Source organism: uncultured Pseudoflavonifractor sp. (assembly GCA_904419835.1).
Taxonomy (GTDB): Bacteria; Bacillota; Clostridia; order Oscillospirales; family Oscillospiraceae; genus Pseudoflavonifractor.
The window spans coordinates 1-22,786 of sequence record CAJFTA010000041.1 but is presented as its reverse complement, the minus strand read 5'-3'; the positions used below and the strand labels follow the sequence as shown (position 1 = coordinate 22,786).

Here is a 22,786-nt window from a genome sequence, read left to right as displayed (position 1 = left end):
AGGCGCATGTCCTCGAAATTGACAGATTTTCATTTGATTCTGTCATCTGCGGATGACGGAACTCTGCGAGGCTTCCCCTTCTGGGAGGTTTTTCGACACGCTGAGGAGGCCGGGCCCAGACGGGGCCCGGCCTCCTGCTTGACAGAACGGAATCCTGGCCGGCTCTCTGAGCCGGCCAGGATTTTTATCGGGGGATTTGTTCAGCCCTGATAAATGGCGGAGGAGTGCAGGGTGTCGCCGGCGTAGGCAATCACCTGGATGATGGCCGCGCCGCGGATACCGGGGGCGTCGGGGCTGCCCACATAGCCCTGGAGACCGCTGGCATCGGGGTAGATATAATCGGACACAACATAATAGGTGGCGCCGTCGAGGGAGGCGATCTTGTTGCCGGCGGCATCCATGGAGATCTCGCCCAGTCCGTCATATCCCGCGTCGATAAACTTGTAGTTGTACAGGCAGAGGGAGTCCAGCGCGTCCTTGTCCACAGTCTGGGTGGCGAAGAACAGCCAGGTGCCGTTCTCGGACTTGGTGGCGTTGTTATAGAGCGTGGTGTACAGACCGATGCGCACCTCGTACTTGGTGACGCTGTCGCTGTCGGAAGGAGTCACAGTCAGCTTGCCGTCCTCCGCCACGGAGATGGCAAGGGCGCTGTCATCCTGACCCACGTACAGAGAGCCGGTGCTGCCCTCGTGGAGGAAAGCATTCTGGGCGGCCTGTTCCTGGGCCTGCGCACTGGAGAAGGACACGGCGGTGAAGTACTTGGCGGCCTCAGTACCGCGCACGGTGCCGGTGAGGGTGTTGGAACCCTCGTACGCATAGCTGCGTGTGGTAGCGTTGAAGCCGTTGGCGGTAACAATGGAAGCCTTCGGGCACACCAGCCTGCCGGAGACAGTGCAGTCCTCCAGGACGATGGCTGCGTTGCAGACGGTGGACTTGTCGTTGAGCGTGGCCATCTGCCAGCCGATAAAGCAGCTGTTGTAGCCCACGCCGCTCAGGTCGGCGGCCATGTCGCAGCCTCTGAAGGTCAGGGTGGAGTTGGCCAGCTGCTCGGTCATGACAAAGGGACCGTTGTTGCTGGCGACGCTGTGGGAGCCGGTGATGGTCACGTTCTCCACCAGAATATCGGCATAGGAGCCGCTGGCGCTGTTGATCAGGCCGCAGATATCGGAGAAAGCGCCCCGCATGCCCAGGTTGGTCAGATCGTAGGTCAGGTTCTTGATGGTAGTCTTGCCGCCCACAGTGCCGAACACGCCGTTGAGCTCAGTCTTTTCGCTGGCGAAAATGGTCTTGCCGTTGCCGTCGAAGACAATATTCAGGGCCAGGGGGGTGCCGGAAGTATAGGCCGCGCTGTCTTTCAGGTCAAGATTATCGGTCAGCTTGTAATACACCAGATGCTCATCGTCAGCGCCATTGACGATCTGGCTCATCTGAAGGTTATTGGCAATCTCGTAGGGGGACTCGGCGGTGCCAAGACCGGACTCGAACCGCTTGACCCAGTTGCCGTCCACCTCCACATAGCCGGGGGCGGTGACCGTACCGGTGATGGTGCCGTTGTTTGTCAGGGTGCCGTTGACAATCAGAGCGCCATTGACCGTCAGGGTCTTGCCCTCGGCAATCGTGAGGGAGGCCCCCTCCATGACGGTCAGCGTGGTGCCGGCCTTGACGGTGGCGTCGCTCCCGCGGGTGACCGCGCCGGTGATGTAGTAGCTGGCAGTGTCGGCGGCGCCCTCCAGATAGAGATTGTCGCCGGAGGACAGGGACTTGCAGAAAACCTTATTGCCGCCGGTCCAATCCTCACGGGTGTAGTCGCCCTTGCAGTTGGCAAAGGTGTTGCCGGTGATAATGGCCAGATCCTGCTCCTTGGTCATGGAGGCGGGAACGCTGGCGGCGTCCAGGCCGGTGACCGCAGGCTTGCTGATGCCGCCGGAGATGGTGACCGCAACAGAGGAGTAGCCGCTGTCATCGGTTTGATAGCCCGTAAACGTATTGCCGGTGATGGTGTAGTTCACCTCAGCCTGGGTGGGCCAGATGGAGATACCGTTGGAGATGCCGTTGGCAGAGGACTTCATCTCAAAGGTGCAGTTTTTGACGGTCAGGGTGTGGCAGGCGGCGTTGATGCCGTTGCGGGCGGCGGTGTTCTCACCGGAGGAATCGCCCCTGTTGTAGATGGTTACGCCGTCAATCACAGCGCCGTCGCCGGTCACCACGAAGGAGCCGTACACGGTGCCGCCCTTGATGGAGACAGCCCGATCCACCTTGATGATTTCATAGACGCCCTCGGAACCGATGGTGCCGGAGATACGGATGGCAGTGATGGCGCTGTTCGCCAGGGCCGCGTTCAGCTCCTCCGCGGAGGAGACGGTGGCGGTGGTGACCACAGAGGAGCCGCCGCCGGTGGAGGGGCGGTTGGTGGTGCCGGAGGTACCGGACCCGATGGAGCCGCTGCCGGTGGCGACGGCCTCGGAGCTGTTGTTTTCCACCTTGGTGCCGCTGGTGGTGACGGTGGTGCCGGTGGCGCCGGACTGGGCCTCCACCTTGCTGACGGTACCGCTGCCCGCCACAGTGGTGTTGGCACCGGCGGTGGTGACGGAGTCGATCCTGGCGCCGCGCTCCGTCCTGACGGAGGTGCCGTCGGCGTGCGCAGTCACAGCCACGTTCGTCACATTGCCGGCCACAGTCAGAGTGGCGTTCTCGGCGGAGGTGGTCAGGGTGCTGACGGCGGCGTCCTTGCTCACGGTGACAGCGGCGCCGTCGGCAGACGCGGTGACATCCACGGTGTTCACCTTGCCGGCAATTTCAACGGCGGCGCCGGCGCTCTCGACGCTGACGGTGCCAAGGGCTCCCTCCAGCTTGACGGAGTCGGAGCCCTCCTCAACCACGACGACGGAGACCTGCGCGCTGTCCTCCACGGCCACACGGACCTTGCCGTCCTGGCGGGAGACAATGACCTGGGAGATCTTGGAGTTTCCCTTGATGACGATGGAGTTTGCGCCGCCGCCGCGGACCAGCAGACGGCCGCCCACCGTGACGTTGTCCAGCTCCACATGGCCCTCGCCCACGCCCTCGGCCACAATGAGGTCGCCGGTGATGTGCATATCCCTGAGGGTCACATTGTCGGCGCTGATGACGGCAGAGCCGTCCACATCGCCGGTGTACTCGCCGGAGGCGTTGTAGTTGGCGTTAAAGATGTTGTTCAGAATGGTGACGACCTCGGCCCGGGTGATGGTGTCGGCGGGGCGGAACAGGCCGCTGCTGCCCTGCATGTATCCGGCGGCGGCCATGGCGTTGACAGCGCCCACGGCCCAGCCGGGGATGGAGGACTGGTCCCGGAAGCCGGCGTCAGGGGCGGAATGGGTGTCCAGATCCAGCACCCGGGCGAACATGACGGCGGTCTCCTGACGGGTGATGGACGCGCCGGGCTGGACGGTGCCGTCGCCCATGCCCATAATGATACCGGCGGCGTTGGCCCCCAGAATGGCGTCGGTGTACCAGCTCTGGTTCAGGTCGGAGAAGGTGTTCTGGGCCTTGAGCCGGTAGGCCATGACCCGGTCCAGCATCACGGCCATCTCGCCGCGGGTGATGCCGCTGTCAGGCATGAGGTTGCCGTTTTCATCACCCTGAATGACGCCGTAGTTCTGCCAGGTGTTCAGCGCGTCCTGAGCCCAGTGGCCGGCGGCGTCGCCGGCGGCAAAGGCGGGAGCGGTCTGCGCCAGCACAAGCGTGCCGACCAGAAGTGAAGATGCAAAATTCTTCTTCAATTGTGTACAACTCCTTTTCTATTTTCCGAAAAAATATATGCGGGATATGCTTGGGGGGACATTGTTTCGCTGTAATTCCGTCATCTGGAAATCATGACATGGATTATAGCAGACTATGGTTACAATTTCAATAGTAAAAAAGATATTTATTATTAATATATTACTAAAAGGAGAATGAAGACGTTTCTTTTGTAGAAAGAACCATAAAATAGAAATAAGACTAAAAAATTATGAAAGACTGCGGAGTGCGAAAATGAATCTAAAAAATTCCCCTGGGATTTCAGCCTGTTCTCAGCTTGTGCTGGTATGCGATGATCCGCATGAATGCCTGTGGCCGGGGCACGGCGTTCTGCCATCCCATGTCCGCCAGGACCCTGCCGGCGGACCCACAGTGAAAGGGCAAGACGGTCCGGCTTCGCTCCGGTTCCGTGGGGTGGGCCCAGCAATTTTCCGCTGTTCCCGCCTTTTTGTGGACAGATTCTCCGGGGGAAAGGAAAATCCAGGAAAACCGAGGCAAAAAGAGGCAGAACAGGGCCGAGGAGGTGTTGACAAACGGACAGTTTGTGATACAATATTCAGGCCAAAGGCCATGACGAAGCCAAGCGGGCCACGCCGCGACGAGCGAGAGGGGACGGTGAGAGCCCTCCGCGACACGGACCCGCGCGCCACTTCACCAGCCGCCCGCGACGAGCGGGACGTGAGTCCGCGTTATGGACGCAATGAGATGTGCCGGATGTGTGCTGCCGGCATAATCAGGGTGGTACCGCGAAGCCTGCGCTTTGCCCCTGTGAACGGGGGTGAGGCGCTTTTGTTTTACCCCGAGAGAGGCGCGGACAGCCCGCGCCGGACATTTTAGAGGAGGTCATTCCCATGGAACCCAAAAAGTACGGTCTCAACGAGCTGCGGGAGATGTTCCTGAAGTTCTTTGAGACAAAGGGCCATCTGCGCCTGCCCAGCTTCTCCCTCATCCCCCAGAACGACGCCAGCCTGCTGCTCATCAACTCCGGCATGGCGCCCATGAAGCCCTTCTTCACCGGTGAGCAGGAGCCCCCCCGCCACCGGGTGACCACCTGCCAGAAGTGCATCCGCACCGGCGACATTGAGAACATCGGCCACACCGCCCGCCACGGCACCTACTTCGAGATGCTGGGCAACTTCTCCTTCGGCGACTACTTCAAAAAGGAGGCCATTCACTGGGCCTGGGAGTTCCTGACCAGCCCCGAGTGGGTGGGTCTGGACCCTGAGCGGCTCTATCCCTCCGTGTTCGCCGGCAACGAGACCACCCCCGCCGATGACGAGGCCTTCCGCATCTGGCACGAGGAGATCGGCATCCCCGCCGAGCGCATCTTCAAGTTCGGCAAGGAGGACAACTTCTGGGAGCACGGCTCCGGCCCCTGCGGCCCCTGCTCCGAGATCTACTATGACCGGGGCGAGCGCTGGGGCTGCGGCAAGCCCGGCTGCACCGTGGGCTGCGACTGCGACCGGTATATCGAGGTCTGGAACGTGGTGTTCTCCCAGTTCAACAACGACGGCGAGAACCACTACACCGAGCTCAAGCAGAAGAACATCGACACCGGCATGGGCCTGGAGCGCCTGGCCTGCGTGTGTCAGGACGTGGCGTCCCTCTTCGACGTGGACACCGTCATGAACATCACCAACAAGGTCTCCGAGATCACCCACGCCCACTATGGCGAGACCGCCGCCAAGGACGTTTCCCTCCGCGTCATCACCGACCACATCCGCTCCGCCACCTTTATGATCTGCGACGGCGTGTTGCCCTCCAACGAGGGCCGGGGCTACGTGCTCCGCCGCCTGCTCCGCCGGGCCGCCCGCCACGGCAAGCTGCTGGGCGTCAACGACCCCTTCCTCTATGAGGTATGTGACACCGTCATCCATGAGAACGAGGGCCACTACCCCGAGCTGCGGGAGCGCCAGGACTATATCACCAAGGTCATCCGCACCGAGGAGGAGAACTTCGCCCGCACCATCGACGGCGGCATGAAGATTTTCTCCGACCTGCTGGAGGGCCACAAGGCCAAGGGCGAGACCGTGTTCTCCGGCGCCGACGCCTTCAAGCTCTACGACACCTACGGCTTCCCCATCGACCTGACCATTGAGATGGTCCAGGAGCAGGGCATGACCGTGGACCAGGACGGCTTCCAGAAGCTGATGCAGGAGCAGAAGGAGCGGGCCCGGAAGGCCCGGGAGGCCCTGGGCGACCTGGGCTGGGCCGGCGTGGAGTTCGGCAAGGACGTGCCCGAGACCCGGTTCGTGGGCTATGACCGCACCGCCATTGACGACGCCAGGGTGGTGGCCCTGGTGGTGGAGAACGAGCAGGCCGGGGAGGTCATGCCCGGCGTGGAGGCCATCGTGGTGCTGGACAAGACCCCCTTCTATGCCGAGATGGGCGGCCAGGTGGCTGACCACGGCGTCATTACCGCCGGCTCCGCCGTCTTTACCGTCACCGACGTGCAGAAGAACAAGGGCGGCAAGTATATGCACTACGGCAAGCTGTCCGGCGGCGTCATCAAGGTGGGCGACACCGTGTCCGCCGCCATCGATGTGAAACGGCGCAAGGCCGTCATGCGCGCCCACTCCGCCACCCACCTGCTGGACAAGGCCCTGCGCACCGTCCTGGGCGACCACGTGCAGCAGGCCGGCTCCCTGGTGGAGGAGGACAGGCTCCGCTTCGACTTCACCCACTTCTCCGCCATGACCGCCGAGGAGCTCTCCAAGGTCAGCGCCATGGTCAACGAGGCCGTGCTGGAGGGCTACGACGTCCATACCGACGTGCTGCCCATTGAGGAGGCCAAGAAGAAGGGGGCCATCGCCCTCTTCGGCGAGAAGTACGGCGACACCGTCCGGGTGGTGGACATGGGCCACGGCTACTCCGTGGAGTTCTGCGGCGGCACTCACCTGGACAACACCGCCAAGGTGGGCGTGTTCCACATTGAGAGCGAGTTCTCCGTGGCCTCCGGCGTCCGCCGCATCGAGGCCACCACCGGCGCCCAGTCCCTGGAGATTATGAACCGCAACCAGGCCCTCCTGTTCGAGGCCGCCGCGGTGCTCAAGGCCAAGCCCAGCGAGCTGCGTGAGAAGGCCGAGCAGACCATCGCCGAGCTGCGTGAGCTGCGTCACATGGTGGAGAAGTTCAAGGCCAAGGAGGCCGCCGGCGAGACCGAGCGCTTCCTCATGGGCGGCCACACTGTGGGCGACCTGAAGGTGCTCACCGCCACTCTGCCCAACGCTGACGCGGCCAAGCTGCGCCAGATGGGCGATATGCTCCGGGACAAGCAGCCCAACGTGGTGGCGGTGCTCTCTGCTGTCAACGACGGCAAGATCACCTTCCAGGTTGTGTGCGGCAAGGAGGCTGTGGCCAAGGGCATCAAGGCCGGCGATATCATCAAGAACGTCACCGCCATCTGCGGCGGCAAGGGCGGCGGCAAGCCTGACAGCGCCATGGGCGGTGGCTTCGATGTGCTGAAGCTGGACGATGCGCTGGCCAAGGTGGACGATTTCGTAGCAGATAAGCTTTTTAACTGTGTAGAGTAACAACGCGGCACGGGCTGCAACCCGCGTCGTCCAGCTCCGCCGCGAGTGCGGCGTCCCAAGCGTTTTGGCGGAGCCAAAACCTTGATGCCGGGCGGATTCACTCCGCCCGAGCAGATAAAAAGCGATGGGGTCCCCGCGCGGCATGGCCGCGTGGGGGATGATGCGCTTGCCAAGGTGGACGACCTGGTGGCGGAGAAGCTGGGGCTGTAAGAGCAGCGTTTTCCCGCAATACCCAGCCCGGTGAACCGGAAAGGAGGGGCCGCATATGCTGCCTCAGGACCCCGTGATTTTGCTCAGCTATCTCAACACTAAGCTGAGGGACCAGTACCCCAGCCTGGAGGCGCTGTGCGATGATCTTCAGGCCGACGCCGGAGAGATAGCGGCCAAGCTGGAGGCTGTCGGGTATGTCTATGATCCGCAGCGGAACCAGTTTGTATAAATGAAGAGCGGGGAAGGATGACCGGAGCGCAGATCATCCTTCCCTGTTTTTCTCTTTCATGGTATAATGTTGACAAAGAAAAGGCAGAGCTGTTTGGATATTCTGCAAAAACTGAGCAGGAGATAGCGCGATGAAAAAGACCCTGACCATACTACTGATGATTGCAATGCTGTTTGCCATGGGAGGCTGCACCGGCGACCCGGCCCAGCCCCCCGCACCGGCAGGGGAACCCACAGCCTCCGGACCGGAATCCGCGGCGCCCTCCGCCTCCGCGCCGGAGACAACCGTCCCTGTGGCGTCCTTCCCTGCCGGGAGTGAGCCGCCTGCGTCCACGTCCGCCCCCGACCCTGTCGCAGAGCAGATGGCCGCCATGACCCTGGAGGAGAAGGTGGGCCAGCTCTTCATCGCCGGGTTCTACGGCACGGAGGACGGGGACTATGTGGACAGCCTTATCCGGGATTACAAGGTGGGCGGGCTGATTTTCTTCGGCCGCAACGTGGGCACGGCGGAGGAGCTGACGGCCCTGGTCAACGACCTGCGGGCTGAGAACGGCGATTACGTCCCCCTCTTTTTCTCTGTGGACCAGGAGGGGGGCACTGTGGAGCGAATGCCCGATGAGGTGAGCCCCCTGGAGGACGCCTACACCTACGGCCAGAGCGGCAGCGGAGAGCTGGGCTATGCCCTGGGCCAGGTGCTGGCCCGCGAGTGCGCGGCCTTTGGCTTTAACCTGGACTTCGCCCCGTCCCTGGACATCTGGAGCAACCCGGAGAACACGGTCATCGGCACCAGGGCCTTCGGCACCACGGCGGAGGCGGTGGAGGCCGTGGGCCCCTGGGCGGCCTACGGTATGATGGACGGCGGGGTCATCCCGGTGGTCAAGCACTTCCCGGGCCATGGCGACACGGCGGTGGACTCCCACGTGGGGCTGCCCACGGTGTCCAAGACGGTGGACGAGCTGCTCGCCTCCGAGCTCATCCCCTTTCAGAGCGCCATTGAGGGCCGGGAAGGGGAGGGGGCGCCCGCCGTCATGGTGGCCCATATCCTCATGACCGCCATCGACCCGGACCGCCCCGCGTCCCTGTCCCCGGCGGTGGTCACCGGCCTGCTGCGGGACCAGCTGGGCTTTGACGGCGTGGTGTTCACGGACGACCTGACCATGGGCGCCATCACAGAAAATTACGGCCTGGACGAGGCCGCCGTCCTGGCCCTGGAGGCCGGGTGCGACGTGGTGCTGGTGTGCCATAACGAGGGGGACCTGGCCCTGGCCCGGCAGGCGGTGCTGGACGCGGCGGCCTCCGGCCGCCTGACCGAGGAGCGGATTGACCAGAGCGTGTACCGCATCCTCGCCCTGAAGCAGGCCTACGGCCTGACCAACGACCCCATTGAAATGCCCGATGTCCAGGCCCTCAACGAGGAGATCGCCGCCCTGAACGCCTGAGAAAAGCGCGACATTTTCTGCGGAATTTTACCTGTTTTTTACCAGCCCTTGGTTGAGCGGGCTCCAGCCCCTTGATATAATGCAGCACCATAGGACAAACGAGAGAAAGAAGGAATGTAAGCATGAAAAAGCGTCCCATCCGCATCCTGCCCCTGTCTCTGGCGCTGGCAATGTCCGTAACACTGGCAGCTCCGGTGTCGGCGGCCTCCCTGAGCGACGTGGCGGGCCCCTACGCCCAGAGCATTGAGGCTCTGGCCGAGAAGGGGATCATCAAGGGCGACGGCACCGGCGCCTACCATCCCGAGGCGCCCCTGACCCGCTCCGCCGCGGCCTCCCTGCTCTATGAGGCCTTCTGCCTGGTGCCCGTGTTCTCCATGGAGGCGCCCGCGCCCGAGGCCAATGAGGACGGCACCATGCCCGCGCCCCTCACCAAGCAGTTCTACTCCACCGAGACTACCGTGGCCACCCTGGACGCGGTGCTCATGCCCGCCGCCCCCGACGCGGTGGGGACCTGGGCCGAGACCGTGGCCAACACCGTGCTGGAGGCCCGCCTGATGGACCAGATCGACGGCGCCTTCCAGGGGGACAGGACCATGACCCGCTCCGAGTTCGCCCTGGCCGTGATGAAAGCGGTCTACGGCGCGGACAAGGACATGGACTTCCTGGCCCAGGGCAGGGCGGACGGTCTGCTGCCCGAGGGCCTGACCCTGGACGACACGGTTATCACCCGGGGCGAGGCGGCCCTGCTGCTGGACACCGCCACCCGTGACCTGACCATCATCACCACCATGTCCACCTCTGATATCCACGGCAACATGGTGCCCTACACTCCCTCCGGCTCCAGCATCGAGGTGGGCGGCTCCGCCCGGGCGGCCTGGCTCTTTGACGAGGCCGAGCGCCGCAACCCCAACACCCTGATCCTCGACGGCGGCGACTCCCCCTATAACACCGACCTGGCCAACATCTCCCTGGGCAAGTCCAGCGTGGACGTGATGAACGCCCAGGGCTACGACGCCACCGTGCTGGGCAACCACGACTTTGACTACTCCTTTGACAACCTGCTCTCCCTGGCCGACCGGGCGGAGTACGCCATGCTCTCCGCCAACACCTACTGGAAGGACGGCACCTACCCCGAGCAGTTTGAGCCCTATATCGTCAAGGAAGTGGGCGGCGTGAAGGTGGCCATTGTGGGTCTGACCGATGACGGCAGCAAGGCCACCACCCACTACGCCAACACCCAGGATATCGACTTCCACGATCAGTGGGAGGTGGGCCAGGAGGTTGTGGCCCAGGCGGACGCCGAGGCCGACGTGGTCATCATGCTCTCCCACCTCCACGGCGGCAACAACACCGTGCCCACCAGGATTGACGGCATCGACATGGAGATCGGCGGCGGCAACGACATCTTCGGCCGCCCTCTGAACATCGAGGGCACCGTTGTGGTCAACCCCGGCGGCGTGGGCACCTGCGTCAACCAGACCAACCTGAACCTGAAGGACGGTGAGGTCCTGGGCTACACCTTCAACCAGATCATCCTCTCCTCCGATGTGCCCGAGGACGCGGAGGTCAAGGCCATCATCGAGGACTACCAGGCCGACCTGGACGCCCAGATGGAGGTCGTCATTGGCCAGTGCGCCTCTGATATCGCCTGGTCCAGCCCCCTGGTGCGCACCCAGGAGAGCCCCCTGGGCAACCTGGCCGCCGACGCCCTGCGGGACTACTGCGACGCCGACATCGCCATCCAGAACGGCGGCGGCATCCGTGCCGGCCTCACCGCCGGGGACGTGACCGTGGGCGACGTGTTCGCCATGCTGCCCTTTGACAACAAGGTCACCCTGGTGGAGGTCACCGGCCAGACCGTGTGGGACGCCCTGGAGAACGGCGTGGACGGTTATCCCACCACCAACGGCAAGTTCCCCCAGGTCTCCGGCATCAAGTACACCTTTGACGGCTCCAAGCCCGCGGGCGAGCGCATCGTGTCCGTGACCCTGGAGGACGGCACCCCCCTGGACCTGGACGCCTGGTACACCCTGGCCTGCAACGACTTCATGTGCGGCGGCGGCGACGGCTACACCATGCTCAACGTCTTCAATCCCGACGACGGCAATGAGCACAACAGCGAGACCGCGGCCCAGGACCTGCCCGGCTGCAAGCTGGTCTACCGCACCAACGACTACTACCGCACCGTGGTCAGCGAGTACATCAAGGCCCAGGGCAGCATCGCGCCCGCCCTGGATGGCCGCATCACCATTCTCAATCCCCAGGAGAGCGGCGGCGCGCTGAACTGAGTTCATTCCAACACAGAACATAAACCGGGCCCCGGCAGGAGAATTTCTCCCGCCGGGGCCCGGTTTATGGAACCCTTTCTTGCGGAAAATGGACTGGTATGATATGCTGAAACTGGAAAGAGGCAGCCCGCTTTTGGCGCGCCCGCGGGAGTGCGGGCGGGAAGGAACCGGTGATGAACATGAAGAGACGTCTGTGGAAGGCGGCACTGACCCTGCTGCTCCTGGGGGCCTGGACCGCGCCCGCCGCCTCCGCCAACTCAGCCCAGTCCCACTGGTCGGGGACGGACCGGGCGGGGGCCATCATAACCGACGAGACCTGCCCCCTGGAGGTGGAGGGGGAGAAGCTGACCTTTGAGGTACAGGAGTTCCCGCAAAACTACTACCACACGGCGGAGGAATTTCTATCCTACACCGGCCGGGTGACGGCGGAGTACACCTTCTACAACCCGGCGGACTACACCGTCACCGCCACTTTGGTGTTCCCCTTCGGGGCTGCGCCCGACTACGGGTACTACTACGACAGCGAGACCGGGGCGTACATCTGGGGCGCTGATGGGGACAAATACGCCATCACCGCGGACGGCGCGGCGGTAGAGAAGCGCGTCCGGCACACCCTGGCGGAGCCGCACAGCCAGTTTGACCTGGAGCGGGATATGGCCCTGCTCCACGACGGCTATGTGGACGATCCCTTCTACACCCCGGATCTGACTGTGACGAAATATATCTATGAGGTCACCGGCGTGGACGGCGAGGCCTATCCGGCAGCCAGCGCCGCCTTCCGGCTGAACGCCGACCCGGCCCGCACCCGGGTGCTGCTGAAGGAGCAGAACGGGGGAAAAACCCTGACGGAGGGCGTGCAGGCGGAGGCATGGGCGGAGAACGGGGAGCGGTACACGGTCTACTGCTTCGGCGAGCCGGTGGGGGAGCTGGAGTGGCAGATGTACGAAAACGGGGCCTGCGAGAAGGAGATCGACGGCGCCGTGGAGCTGATGGACACTTCCAACATGGCGTTCCGTGAGCTGGCCCTGGCGGACTGGGAGAGCGAGTCCGGCGTGCTGGCGCAGGACTGGTACAACGCCTTTGTGGAGGATCTGAACCGGAGCCTGTGGGCCGGCGGCGTCATCAGCGGCAGCGGGACACACCGGGATCTGTCCGAAACCCTGATGCGCTGGTACGAGTATGAGCTCACCGTAGGGCCTGGGGAGCGGGTGGTCAACACCGTAACCGCGCCCCTCTACCCCGCCATCAACACCGACTACGAGCCGCCCATCTACACCTATACCTATCTGCTCTCTCCGGCCCGGACCTGGCAGTCCTTTGGGACGCTGGACATCCTGCTCAACACCCCTTATTTCCTCACGGAGAGCAGCCTGGAGGGCTTTGAACAGGGAGAGGGAGGCTACGCTCTGTCTCTGGATGGCCTGCCCGACGGAGAGCTGGCCTTTACCCTCAGCACGGCGGAGCACCCGGAAAAAGAATCGCCCAACCTGGGCTATCTGGTTTTTTACCTTCCGCTTCTGCTGCCGGTGCTGGCCCTAATTCTGATAGCCGTTGCGGTAATTCTGGTGTGCCGGAGAAGAAAAAAGCGGTGAGAAAACCAAAAATCGCCCCGCACTGCTGTGCGGGGCGATTTTGCGTCTTACCAGAGCGAAACGCCCCGGGCGAATTTCTTGACCACGTCCCGGTCCTCGGACAGGTAGATGGCCCGCTCCAGCCGGTCCTCCACCGAGAGGGGGAGCACGGGGGCGGTGCGGCTGTCGTCCAGCACCACGGCGTCCAGCTCGTAGCCCGGGTCAAAGGAGCCCACCCTGCCGAAGAAGGCGCCGCCGCCGGCGGTGCCCAGCCAGAAGGCCTCGGGGGCGGTGAGGGGGGAGAGCGACTGGTCCTGAAGCCGCCAGCGCAGCTTGGAGACCTGGATGGCGTCGGCCATGGCCCGGAAGATGGACAGGGTGGAGCCGCCCGCCACGTCGCTGCCCAGGCCCATGTTGAGACCCTCGTCCAGATAGCGCCGCACCGGCGCGATGCCGGAGGCCAGGTTGGTGTTGGACTGGGGGCAGTGGGCCACATAGACGCCCCGCTCCTTCATAAGGGCGATCTCCCCGTCGCCGGCCAGGACGCAGTGGGCCATGATGCACCCGTGGTCCCCGCCAAAGAGGCCGAAGCGGTCGTAGGCGTCGCCGTAGAACCTGGACCAGGGGCACAGCTCCTGGACCAGGGCCACCTCGCCCTGGTTCTCCGACAGGTGGGACTGGACAGGCACGTCAAATTCCCTCCGCAGCTCGCCCAGCCGGGCCATCAAGTCGTCGGTGCAGGAGGGGACAAAGCGGGGGGTGAGGATGGGGGTCACCCGCTCGTACCGCCCGGCGGAGGCCTCCAGCCAGCGGCGGGTCTCCAGCTCGGCGGCCTCGGGACATGATTCCCGCAGATTGTCGGGGGCGTTGCGGTCCATATTCACCTTGCCCACCATGGCCACCAGGCCGGACTCCTCCAGCAGGTCCATCAGCAGGCGGGTGGCGGGGCCGTGGAGGGTGGCAAAGACGCAGGCGCGGGTATTGGGGCTGTGCTTCATGTCCTCCACAAAACGGGAATAGGCCGCCCGGGCGTAGTCCAGATCGGCGTACCGGGCCTCCTCGGGGAAGGCATGCCGGTCCAGCCAGTCCAGCAGCTCCAGGTCCATGCCCAGGCCGCGGAAGGTATACTGGGGGGCGTGGACGTGGAGGTCCACCAGGCCGGGGATTACCAGACGGCCGCTCCAGTCCTCCCTGGGCAGGCCGGCGTACTGCTCCGGCAGGATCTCGAACACGCCGGCGGACCGGCCATCCACACAGACCAGCCACCCGTCCTTGACTGTGTTAAGATGGCGGGCGTCTCTGCTCCAGCAGAGGTCGCCCCTGAGTGCGAAGCTGCGCTGTTTCATCATAACCTCCTGTCTGCGCGTCAGCGCAAAAGAAATGTCAGACCGCAGCGGACCCGGAACAGACAAAAAAGCCGCCGGTTCCGCGCGTCTTTCCCGGGGAAACCGGGAAACTTATAGCGCGGCTGTTCCGGCAGCCGGTAGAGACGCCCAACCAATTTTGGGCCTATATAAGTTCTCTCTTTTATTGTACCAGGGGAAACACCTGGACAAATTCAGTATAAGCCCCTTCGCCGTCCTTGTCAAGGGACGGATGGGGAAAACAGGCCCCGTCAGGAGCAGAACCGGTGTTTTCCAATCACTGTGATAAGGGGCCGGCTCCAGATCCAGGCGCTGGTGGCGGTGTCCGGGTTAAAGTAGTAGATGGCCCCGCCGCTCGGGTCGGCGCCGTTGAGGGCGTCCCGGGCGGCCCGGTAGGCGGAGTCGGCCACCGGCTCGTTGAACTGCCCGTCCACCATACAGGTAAAGGCCCCGGGCTGATACACTACCCCGGCGATGGTATTGGGGAAGGAGGGATGCTCCACCCGGTTCAGGATAACCGCCCCCACCGCCACCTGGCCGCTGTACGGCTCGCCCCGGGCCTCCGCCGAGATGACCCGGGCCAGCAGGTCCACGCTGTTGGACTGGCTGGAGGCGGAGGATTCCCCGCCGGTGGTGGACATGCCCAGCGCCCGGAGGGTGGCCGGACCCACCACGCCGTCGGCGGTGAGACCGTTCTTCCGCTGGAAGTACTTCACGGCCTCCTCGGTCTTGGGGCCGTAAATGCCGTCAATGGCCCCGGAGAAGTAGCCCCAGTTACTCAGCTTGATCTGGATGGTCCGCACCGCGTCGCCGGTGGAGCCCTGCCGGTACACGGCCGCCTCCGCCGACTGAAAGAGGGTGATGACCGCGATATTGACGGCAAACAGCACCGCCAGGGAAAGCACCAGCCTGCGCCGGTTCTGCATGAGAATCCCCCATTTCTTGTTCCGCGTTTGGCTATATTGTACGGAGGAAAAAGGCGGGGTATGCGAGGAGAAGCGGAGGAAATGGTTTCCGAAAAACCGGCGGGAGGAGAATAGTGGAAGAAAAAGCGGGCCATACTGGAGGTATCAGTCTGATATATGGAAAGGATGATGGGGTATGGTAAAAGGCGTCACCCGCAGGGTGATTGTGGTCAAGTCCCCTGACCGCCGGCTGTTTGAGCAGGCCATTTTTATTGTCCGGGAGGAGGCGTTCGCCGCCCAGGGAGTCACAGCCCAGCAGGTGCTGGAGGAGGCGCAGCAGGTGGCGGACGGGTACATCCGCCGCAACACCGGTCCCGGCCGGTGGCTGCGCAAAATTCCCGGCCCGGTCTACGGCCTGGCCGGGGCAAGCGTGGCTACGCTCGCCTGGGCGCTGGCGCTGTTTTTATAACAGAGTGGAAGGAGGGGAATGCCTCTCCTTTTACTATTTTGGGAAAACAGCAGCAGGATAGGCGGCGGTTTAAAAAGATACGCTGTTTTTGTTGCCAAATGAAACCAGAGGACGCCTTCGCATAGGGAAAAGAAACCTGCAAATAATAGGGCTGTTTAGAAAAATAAGACCGCAGGAGGAATCCTATTTATGAAGGCCACAGGCATCGTAAGACGCATTGACGACTTGGGCCGGGTCGTGATTCCCAAGGAAATCCGCCGGACCATGCGAATCCGCGAGGGCGACCCCCTGGAAATTTACACCGACAAGGACGGCGGGGTCATCTTCAAGAAATACTCTCTGATGGGCGGGCTGGGCGACTTCGCCGGCCAGATGTGTGAGACGCTCAACAAGACCACCGGTAAAATTGCGGTCATTACAGACCGGGACAGCTGCCTCGCCATAGCAGGCACCCCCCGCCGCGAGCTGGCGGAGAAGCGCATTTCCCAGGACCTGGAGCAGCTGATGGAGGCACGGCAGATCTACCAGTACCGCCAGGGGGATACCCCGCTCCTGGTCAGTGATGAGAATGAGAAATACTTTATCGCCACGGCCGCGCCCATCCTGTCTGAGGGGGACGTACTGGGCTGTGTGCTCTTCGTCTCCACGGACCAGGACATGATCACCGGCGAGACCGACTACAAGCTGGCCCAGACCATCGCCGGCTTCCTGGGACGGCATATGGAATCCTGAACCGTACAAAGGCTCTGTGCCCCGCGAGGGACACAGAGCCTTTTTGTAGTTCGCCCCCGGCTATGCCGGGGCCTATTTCTGGGGCGGTTCAGAGAACAATGGCGTTGACCGCCTCGATAAGGTCCACCACGGAGGCGCGGGAGACCAGGGAGACCGGCGCGCCGTCCACCACGGCCAGGCACTGCTCGCCGTCGTAGCGGTACAGCTGGATCTGAATCTCCGGGCAGTTCTCGTTGTCCAGTTGGACCGTCAGGCTGATCTCCTCCTTCTCCGCGGGGCTCTCGTCGGTGAAGCTGGAGGCGGTCAGGGCCTCCAGGGCGTCCTGCAGGCCGCCGATCTCAATTTCTTCGCCGTCATAGGAGAAGGTTTTGCTCTCGCCGCTACCCTCGGAGGTGATGGTGTAGACCGTGCCCTCCAGGGTGATGTCCAGGCCGGTGACGTCGGCAAAGTCGGCGGAGAACACCTCCTGGTGCCGCAGGTCGTTATAGGAGGCGGCCATCAGCGACTGGTACTGGGCGCCGGTAATCTGGTAGATGATCTCGGACTGGCCCACTCTGGCATAGGCGGTGATGTCGGCGGCATCCTCCTCCCCGGAGTCCCCATCCTCCGCCGCATTCCGCTCCGCAGGGTCACGGCTGATGCTGAGGGTGAAGACAACGCTCTCGCCGGACTCCCCGCTGTCCTCGTCCGCCTCGGGGGTGTAGGTGACGGAGACGGTCAGCTCCGGGTCGTCCAGGCCGTAGGCGGCCAGGTCCTCCTCGCCGGCGCTGTAGGTCACATAGTCGGTAAGGTTCAGGCCGGTGATGCCGCTCAGGTAGCTGTTCACCAGGGAGGTGTCCAGGGGCAGGTAGGTCCCGTCCTGCTCCCTGAAGTACACGTCATCGGCGCAGCGGGCGTAGCTGCTGTCCTCCTGATAGACCACCTGATAGGAGTCGGCGCCGGTGAACTGGATGGACGCCACCTGGCCGAAGTCCGGGGTCTCGTCGTTGTCGATAAGGTCGCTGAGCTCCACATTGAAGGCGTCCAGCGGGTCCTCCTGAACAAGGTACACGTTGCCGTCCCCGATGGATACATACCGCTGGGCGTCCATGGTGCTGTAATCCCCCAGCTGAATCTCATAGCTGGCATCCTCCGTGGAAAGATTGATGGTGCAGACGGGGTCGTCCAGGCCGTACTGGGCAAAGTCTGTGACGTCGTGGATGATGAAGGCGGCGCCGAAGGCCTGGAAGGTCTCCAGCAATTCGTCCATCTTCTCCCCGTCCACGGGGAAGGCCTCGTCCTCATCGTAGCGCCAGGCGCCGTCCCGGTGGAAGGACAGGGTCTCCGACTCGTAGGTCCAGGAGAGGGACTGGACCGTACTGCTGTCCACCTCCAGGATGATCTCGTCGGTGTTCTCAATGATCTCCTGCTGCTCCTGGTACTGCAGGACGGCGAAGGCGGCGGCGCACACCACCGCCAGCACGCCCAGCAGGATATAGATCCGTTTAGCCCGCTTCATTCTGAAGCCTCCTTCTTCTCACAATCACGCCGATGCCGATGCCCAGATAGGCCAGGGGGAACACGCCGATCATCAGCACCTTCAGCAGGGAGGCGGTGGAGCTGCTGATATTCAGGTAGTTGTAGTTCAGGGACTTGCTGCGGATGGCCATGGCCTCCCGCTCGCCGATGAGGGAGGACAGGGCGTTCATGGCCAGGTCGGAGTTGGAGCCGGAGGCGAAGGCGTTGTACATGTCCTCAAGGAAGACGGAGGAGGTGAACCACACCATCTGCCCCCCGCTGCCGCAGTCCACGGACACCGCCACGGCGAAGGGGCCGTCAATATCCCCGTCCTCCTTCTCGTAGGTGTCCAGGTCGTAGCCCGCGATCTTGCTGAAGGAGGTGTCGGAGGTGGTCATCAGGGGGGTGACGGCGCTGTCGGCGCCGCTCACGTCCAGGCCCAGAGAGATGGGCATGTTGGGGTAGTAGTGCTCCTCAATGAGGGAGTCGGTGATGGCGTGGCTGGCCATGTCGGGCAGAAGGACGTAGGGCTGGAGGGTGTAGTGCTCCCGGTCGGCCTCCACCACGATGCCCTCGCAGGGCTCCACGCCGTAGTCGGACAGCAGGCTGTACAGGTTGTCCAGGCTGCCCTCCGCCACCGGTCCGGCCGCCACCAGCAGCTTGCCGCCGTTTTTGGTGTACTCAGCGAGCATGTCCTTCTCCTCGGTGGAGATGTCGGAGGTGGGGGCGTAGATCATGATGCAGTCGGCCTCCTCGGGAATCTCGTCCACCGTCAGCAGGGAGAGGGTGTTGAGCTCAATGTTCTCCTTCTCCACCTGGTCGCGGAAGGTGGCGGGCAGCTCCTGTTCGCCGTGGCCCTCCAGCAGGTAGAGCTGGGGCAGGTCCTCGGTGACCACATAGTCGATGGCCGAGGTAATGGCCCCCTCGCCGTCAAAGGAGGTGTTGTAGGAGTAGGAGTAGATGTCCGCCTCCTGGACGTAGATATCGTTGTAGCCGATAAAGCGGCTGCGGTCCCCGCACTCCACCACCAGGCTGTTGTTCTGCACCGTCTCGTCGGTGTACTGCTCGGCAAAGGTGGGGTATACGTCCGGGTTCCGCTTGACCACCGAGATGTGGTCGGAGAGGCTCTCATACTTGCTCAGCAGGTTCTCGATGACGGCGTCCTCCTCACCGGACTGAACGATCCAGTAGATGGTCACGTCCTCCTCCAGGGCGTTGACCACCACCTTGGTGTTGCTGGTGATGGAGTAGAGCTTGGCCGAGCTGATATCGTATTTGGTCAGGCTGGCGGGCAGGGCGGACACCAGCACGTTCACCGCGATGAGGATGGCCAGCACCACCGCCGTGATGATCAGGGAGTAGGAGCCGCCCTGAAGGGCGATGCGGTTTCCAGCCGCCTGTCTCCCATCCCCATGGAGCTTCCAGCGCTTCATCAGTTGTACCTCCGTTTCTCAAGGGACTGGACCGAAAGGAAGAGGAAAAATCCGATCACAGACAGGTAGTACACAATGGCGGTCATGTCGAACACGCCGTTGACAAAGGCGTTGAACCGCTCGAAGAGGGAGAGCTGCTCCATGATGGCGGGCAGCAGGCCCTCGAACACGGTGGGGTCCACAAAGCACGCCACGCACACCGCCACCGCCAGCGCCAGGCACACCCCGTAGGCCAGCAGCTCGTTCCTGGTCAGGTACCGGATGACGGCGCCCAGGGCCAGGATGAGGACGGCCAGCGCCACCACCGAGCCGAAGGCAGTGGAGGAGACGTACTCGGACAGGCTGACGCTGTAATAGTTGAACAGAATCACCGCGATGCCGATGCCTGCGGCCAGCCCCTGGTTGTCGGTCAGACAGGAGATGAACACCCCCAGGGCGATGAGGGCGGCGCCCATCATAAAGATGGCGAAGAGGGAGCCGTAGGAGGTGGGGAGATACACCTCTCCGAACTGGGAGAAGATCAGGGGGTAGAGGGAGACGACGGCCAGGGGGATGAGGTAGACCGCCAGCAGGGCCAGATACTTGCCCGCGATGACCTGGGTGGTGGTGATGGGCAGGGAGTAGAGCAGCTGGTCGGTCTTCTGCCTGCGCTCCTCGGCGATGACCCGCATGGTCAGGATGGGCACGATGACCACAAATACAATGCTGCCGAAGCTGAGCACATACTCAAAGTTGCTCACCGCGGCCTGAAGGTTGTAGAGCATGGAGCCGATGCCCACGATGGCCAGCAGGAAGGCCCCGAACACGTAGGCGGTGAAGGAGTGGAAATAGTTCCTCAATTCATGTTTCAGTACCGCTGTCATAGCTGATCTGCCTCACTTTCCGTACCGGCGGAGGGGCCGCCGTCCTCTTCCGGAGCCGCTTCCGGCTGTTCCGCCGGCGTGTCCTCCGGCCCGCCCGCACCCGGCTGGCCGGGGTCGCCGCTCTCGGTCAGCTCGATGAAGATGTCCTCCAGGCTGGCTTTCTTCAGGGACAGCTCCAGCAGGGCCTGTCCGTGCTGGGCGAAGGAGAAGAACAGCTGGCGGGATACGGCGTAGATATCGCGGCTGTCGGTTTTCAGCTGGGCGGACACCAGCCCGTTCTCCTTCTCCTCCAGCCGAACGCTGGAGATGTGCTCCACGCCGGAGAGAATGTCCATTACCTGCTCCTCCTCCGCGTCGGTGGTAAAGACAATCTCACTTCCGGACAGCAGGTTCTTCTCCAGGTTGTCCGGCTCGTCAAAGGCCACCAGCTTGCCGTGGGCGATGATGAGGATCTTTTCGCAGATGGCCTGAACCTCCGAGAGGATGTGGGAGCTGAGGATGACGGTGTGCTCCTGGCCCAGCTGCTTGATGAGGTCGCGGATCTCCACGATCTGGATGGGGTCCAGGCCTACGGTGGGCTCGTCCAGAATGATGACCCGGGGGTTGCCCAGCAGGGCCTGGGCGATGCCCACCCGCTGCTTATAGCCCTTGGACAGGGCGGAGATGCGGCGGCCCCGCACGTCCTCAATCTTCACCTGGGCGATGACCTTGTCAATCTGGCCGGCCAGCTCCCCGCCCCGCAGGCCCTTGGCCTCGCCCACGAAGCGCAGGTATTCCTCCGGCGTCTCGTTCATGTAGAGGGGCGGCTGCTCAGGGAGATAGCCAATCAGCCGCTTGGCCTTGCGGGCGTCCTCGAAGATGTCGTACCCGCCCACCTCCACGCGGCCCGAGGTGGCGGAGAGACAGCCGGTCATGATGTTCATGGTGGTGGTCTTGCCCGCGCCGTTGGGGCCAAGAAAACCATAGACATGCCCTTCATCTATCTCAAATGAAAGGTCATCCACCGCCAGAAAGTCGCCGTAGTACTTGGTTAGGTGCTCAACTTTTATCATTTCGGAACCTCCTCGCCGTTGATGGCGGTTTCCGGGCGGTATGCGCCGCCCATGCCTGACACACTATACTGCGCCGCCCTAAAGCGGCGCTAAAGAAACCGGCGGGCGGGAGAAAAAGGCGGCATGTTGAAAAACCTCAGTCTAACAGCATCCGCCTGAACTGAGGCGGGGGAGCGCGAGGGGGCAGCCGCCCGCCTCGCGTGGAATCGAATGCCCCGGAGGCCTTGTGCAGCAAGGCTTCCGGCGAGGGAAGCGAGGACTTTTCCGCCGCTGTGCGGCGGAAAAGTAACGGCATTTTTGAACTTGACAGTCAGAGGCCCGGAAGCAGCTCTGCTGCTTCCGGGCCTCGGGGCGGGAATATGTATCGTGTGCTCAGGGCTGGCCGTCCTCCCCGTCCTCCCGGCGGAAGGCGTCCCTGACGCCTTTGACCGCGCCCGAATAGCTGACGGGCAGGGAGATGGAGAAGGTGACCTTCACCAGCCATACAAAGAACAGTATGACAAGAATGGGGATGACGCAGGAGGTGACCAGCATGACGGCCAGCGCCTCGATGAAGCTGTTGATCATGTCGCCCACCTTCTCGGAGATGCCCGAGGCCACGCTGGAGATGCCGTCGGTTATCTTGGAGATGAGCCCCTCCAAAAAGCCCTGCTCCGTCTCGCCGGTCAGCTCCTCCGTGCTGTCCTCCACCTCGTCGGTGGTCTGCTTGGCGCTCTCGATGGTGGCCTCGATGGAGGCCTGGTAGGTGTCCTCAATCAGATTGGAGACCCGGACGCTGACCGGAATGACCAGCACAATGGCGATGCCGAAGATGAGCAGCTTTTTGGCCACGGTCCGCACGCCGTCCCGGTTGAGGAACACGTTGGCGGCGTACAGCAGGCAGGAGATGGGGATGAGGAAGCTGAAGGCCGCGAACCCGGTGAGGGTCAGCAGGTACTTCTCCAGGTAGATGGCGCACAATACCACCAGGAACCCGGAGCTCAGATCGGCCAGCTTTTCGGCGATGGGGGTAGCGGTGTCGCCGGGGAGCAGGGTGACGGCCGCTGAGGCAGCGGTAGAGGCGGCGGTCAGCTCCAGGACGGTGGTCTGCTTTTCGTCCAGAGCGGCGATGGAGCCGGCGTGGAACTCGGCGGAGGAGGCAATGCCGGACACCACGAACACGGAGAAAAAGGCGATAATCAGCGGCACTGCCACCATCAGGATTTTGACTGTGTGTTTCTCTCTCATAGGCGTTTCCTTTCGTCAAAGCGGTTGGTTGAGCAGCCACTATCATACCATACCCCGGACAGGTTGTCACGTCCGGGGCGGATAGATGGCTGTCAGGAGTGTAGGACTACAATAGATATTGGACAGAGAAAGAAAAAGGATGAAGGATACGGCCTCATCGGTTATAGTTGAGTTACCACACACCAACTGTACGAGAGG

The 22,786-nt window shown here is 63.0% G+C and carries 15 protein-coding genes and 1 riboswitch; of the genes, 7 read left to right on the top strand and 8 right to left on the bottom strand.

Annotated features, from left to right (window positions below):
• Positions 1-200 precede the first annotated feature (200 nt).
• Complete coding sequence (locus QZY67_RS08250; RefSeq protein ID WP_295369667.1) at positions 201-3,758, bottom strand: S-layer homology domain-containing protein; 3,558 nt, start codon at positions 3,756-3,758, stop codon at positions 201-203.
• Between the two features lie 870 nt (positions 3,759-4,628).
• On the opposite strand from QZY67_RS08250, the gene alaS reads away from it, so the two are divergent.
• The 5 genes from alaS to QZY67_RS08225 all read left to right on the top strand — a co-directional run bounded on the left by alaS (position 4,629) and on the right by QZY67_RS08225 (position 13,067).
• The gene (gene alaS / locus QZY67_RS08245) at positions 4,629-7,310 is read left to right on the top strand and encodes an alanine--tRNA ligase (protein ID WP_295369666.1); all 2,682 of its coding nucleotides are present in this window, start codon (positions 4,629-4,631) and stop codon (positions 7,308-7,310) included.
• Positions 7,311-7,575: 265 nt separating this feature from the next.
• A complete protein-coding gene (locus QZY67_RS08240; protein ID WP_294537011.1) occupies positions 7,576-7,749 on the top strand; it encodes a DUF4250 domain-containing protein in 174 nt (57 codons plus the stop codon).
• A 130-nt stretch (positions 7,750-7,879) separates the two neighbouring features.
• On the top strand, positions 7,880-9,187 hold the full coding sequence (gene nagZ / locus QZY67_RS08235; RefSeq protein ID WP_295369665.1) for a beta-N-acetylhexosaminidase: 1,308 nt from the start codon (positions 7,880-7,882) through the stop codon (positions 9,185-9,187).
• Between the two features lie 122 nt (positions 9,188-9,309).
• Positions 9,310-11,475, top strand: coding sequence for a 5'-nucleotidase C-terminal domain-containing protein (locus tag QZY67_RS08230; protein ID WP_295369664.1), 2,166 nt, complete (start codon positions 9,310-9,312; stop codon positions 11,473-11,475).
• A 173-nt stretch (positions 11,476-11,648) separates the two neighbouring features.
• On the top strand, positions 11,649-13,067 hold the full coding sequence (locus tag QZY67_RS08225; protein WP_295369663.1) for a hypothetical protein: 1,419 nt from the start codon (positions 11,649-11,651) through the stop codon (positions 13,065-13,067).
• A gap of 47 nt (positions 13,068-13,114) precedes the next feature.
• Here the strand turns inward: QZY67_RS08225 and QZY67_RS08220 are convergent, their stop codons facing one another.
• Together QZY67_RS08220 and sleB are read right to left on the bottom strand one after the other, a co-directional pair.
• A complete protein-coding gene (locus tag QZY67_RS08220) occupies positions 13,115-14,395 on the bottom strand; it encodes an amidohydrolase family protein (protein WP_295369662.1) in 1,281 nt (426 codons plus the stop codon).
• A 91-nt stretch (positions 14,396-14,486) separates the two neighbouring features.
• Positions 14,487-14,583, bottom strand: a riboswitch (purine riboswitch).
• A 78-nt stretch (positions 14,584-14,661) separates the two neighbouring features.
• Complete coding sequence (gene sleB, locus QZY67_RS08215; protein WP_295369661.1) at positions 14,662-15,336, bottom strand: spore cortex-lytic enzyme; 675 nt, start codon at positions 15,334-15,336, stop codon at positions 14,662-14,664.
• Between the two features lie 175 nt (positions 15,337-15,511).
• On the opposite strand from sleB, the gene QZY67_RS08210 reads away from it, so the two are divergent.
• Together QZY67_RS08210 and QZY67_RS08205 are read left to right on the top strand one after the other, a co-directional pair.
• Entirely contained in the window at positions 15,512-15,784 is a 273-nt protein-coding gene (locus QZY67_RS08210) for a translation initiation factor 2 (protein ID WP_294534967.1), read from the top strand.
• Positions 15,785-15,973: 189 nt separating this feature from the next.
• Positions 15,974-16,516 (top strand): stage V sporulation T C-terminal domain-containing protein, encoded by a 543-nt coding sequence (locus QZY67_RS08205; protein ID WP_295369660.1) that lies wholly within the window; start codon positions 15,974-15,976, stop codon positions 16,514-16,516.
• An 88-nt stretch (positions 16,517-16,604) separates the two neighbouring features.
• On the opposite strand, the gene QZY67_RS08200 is transcribed toward QZY67_RS08205, so the two are convergent.
• From QZY67_RS08200 to QZY67_RS08180, 5 genes are all read right to left on the bottom strand, one after another.
• Positions 16,605-18,014, bottom strand: coding sequence for a DUF4340 domain-containing protein (locus QZY67_RS08200; protein ID WP_295369659.1), 1,410 nt, complete (start codon positions 18,012-18,014; stop codon positions 16,605-16,607).
• On the bottom strand, positions 18,001-19,446 hold the full coding sequence (locus QZY67_RS08195; protein WP_295369658.1) for a GldG family protein: 1,446 nt from the start codon (positions 19,444-19,446) through the stop codon (positions 18,001-18,003). The genes QZY67_RS08200 and QZY67_RS08195 overlap by 14 nt, the downstream gene beginning before the upstream one ends.
• Positions 19,446-20,309: an ABC transporter permease gene (locus QZY67_RS08190; RefSeq protein WP_295369657.1), complete on the bottom strand. Its 864-nt coding sequence runs from the start codon at positions 20,307-20,309 to the stop codon at positions 19,446-19,448. The genes QZY67_RS08195 and QZY67_RS08190 overlap by 1 nt, the downstream gene beginning before the upstream one ends.
• Positions 20,306-21,361 carry an ABC transporter ATP-binding protein gene (locus QZY67_RS08185; RefSeq protein ID WP_295369656.1) on the bottom strand — a complete coding sequence of 352 codons (1,056 nt, stop codon included), beginning with the start codon at positions 21,359-21,361 and terminating at the stop codon, positions 20,306-20,308. Before QZY67_RS08185 ends, QZY67_RS08190 begins: the two co-directional genes overlap by 4 nt.
• 372 nt (positions 21,362-21,733) lie before the next feature.
• Complete coding sequence (locus QZY67_RS08180) at positions 21,734-22,588, bottom strand: hypothetical protein (RefSeq protein ID WP_294534978.1); 855 nt, start codon at positions 22,586-22,588, stop codon at positions 21,734-21,736.
• Between the last annotated feature and the right edge of the window lie 198 nt (positions 22,589-22,786).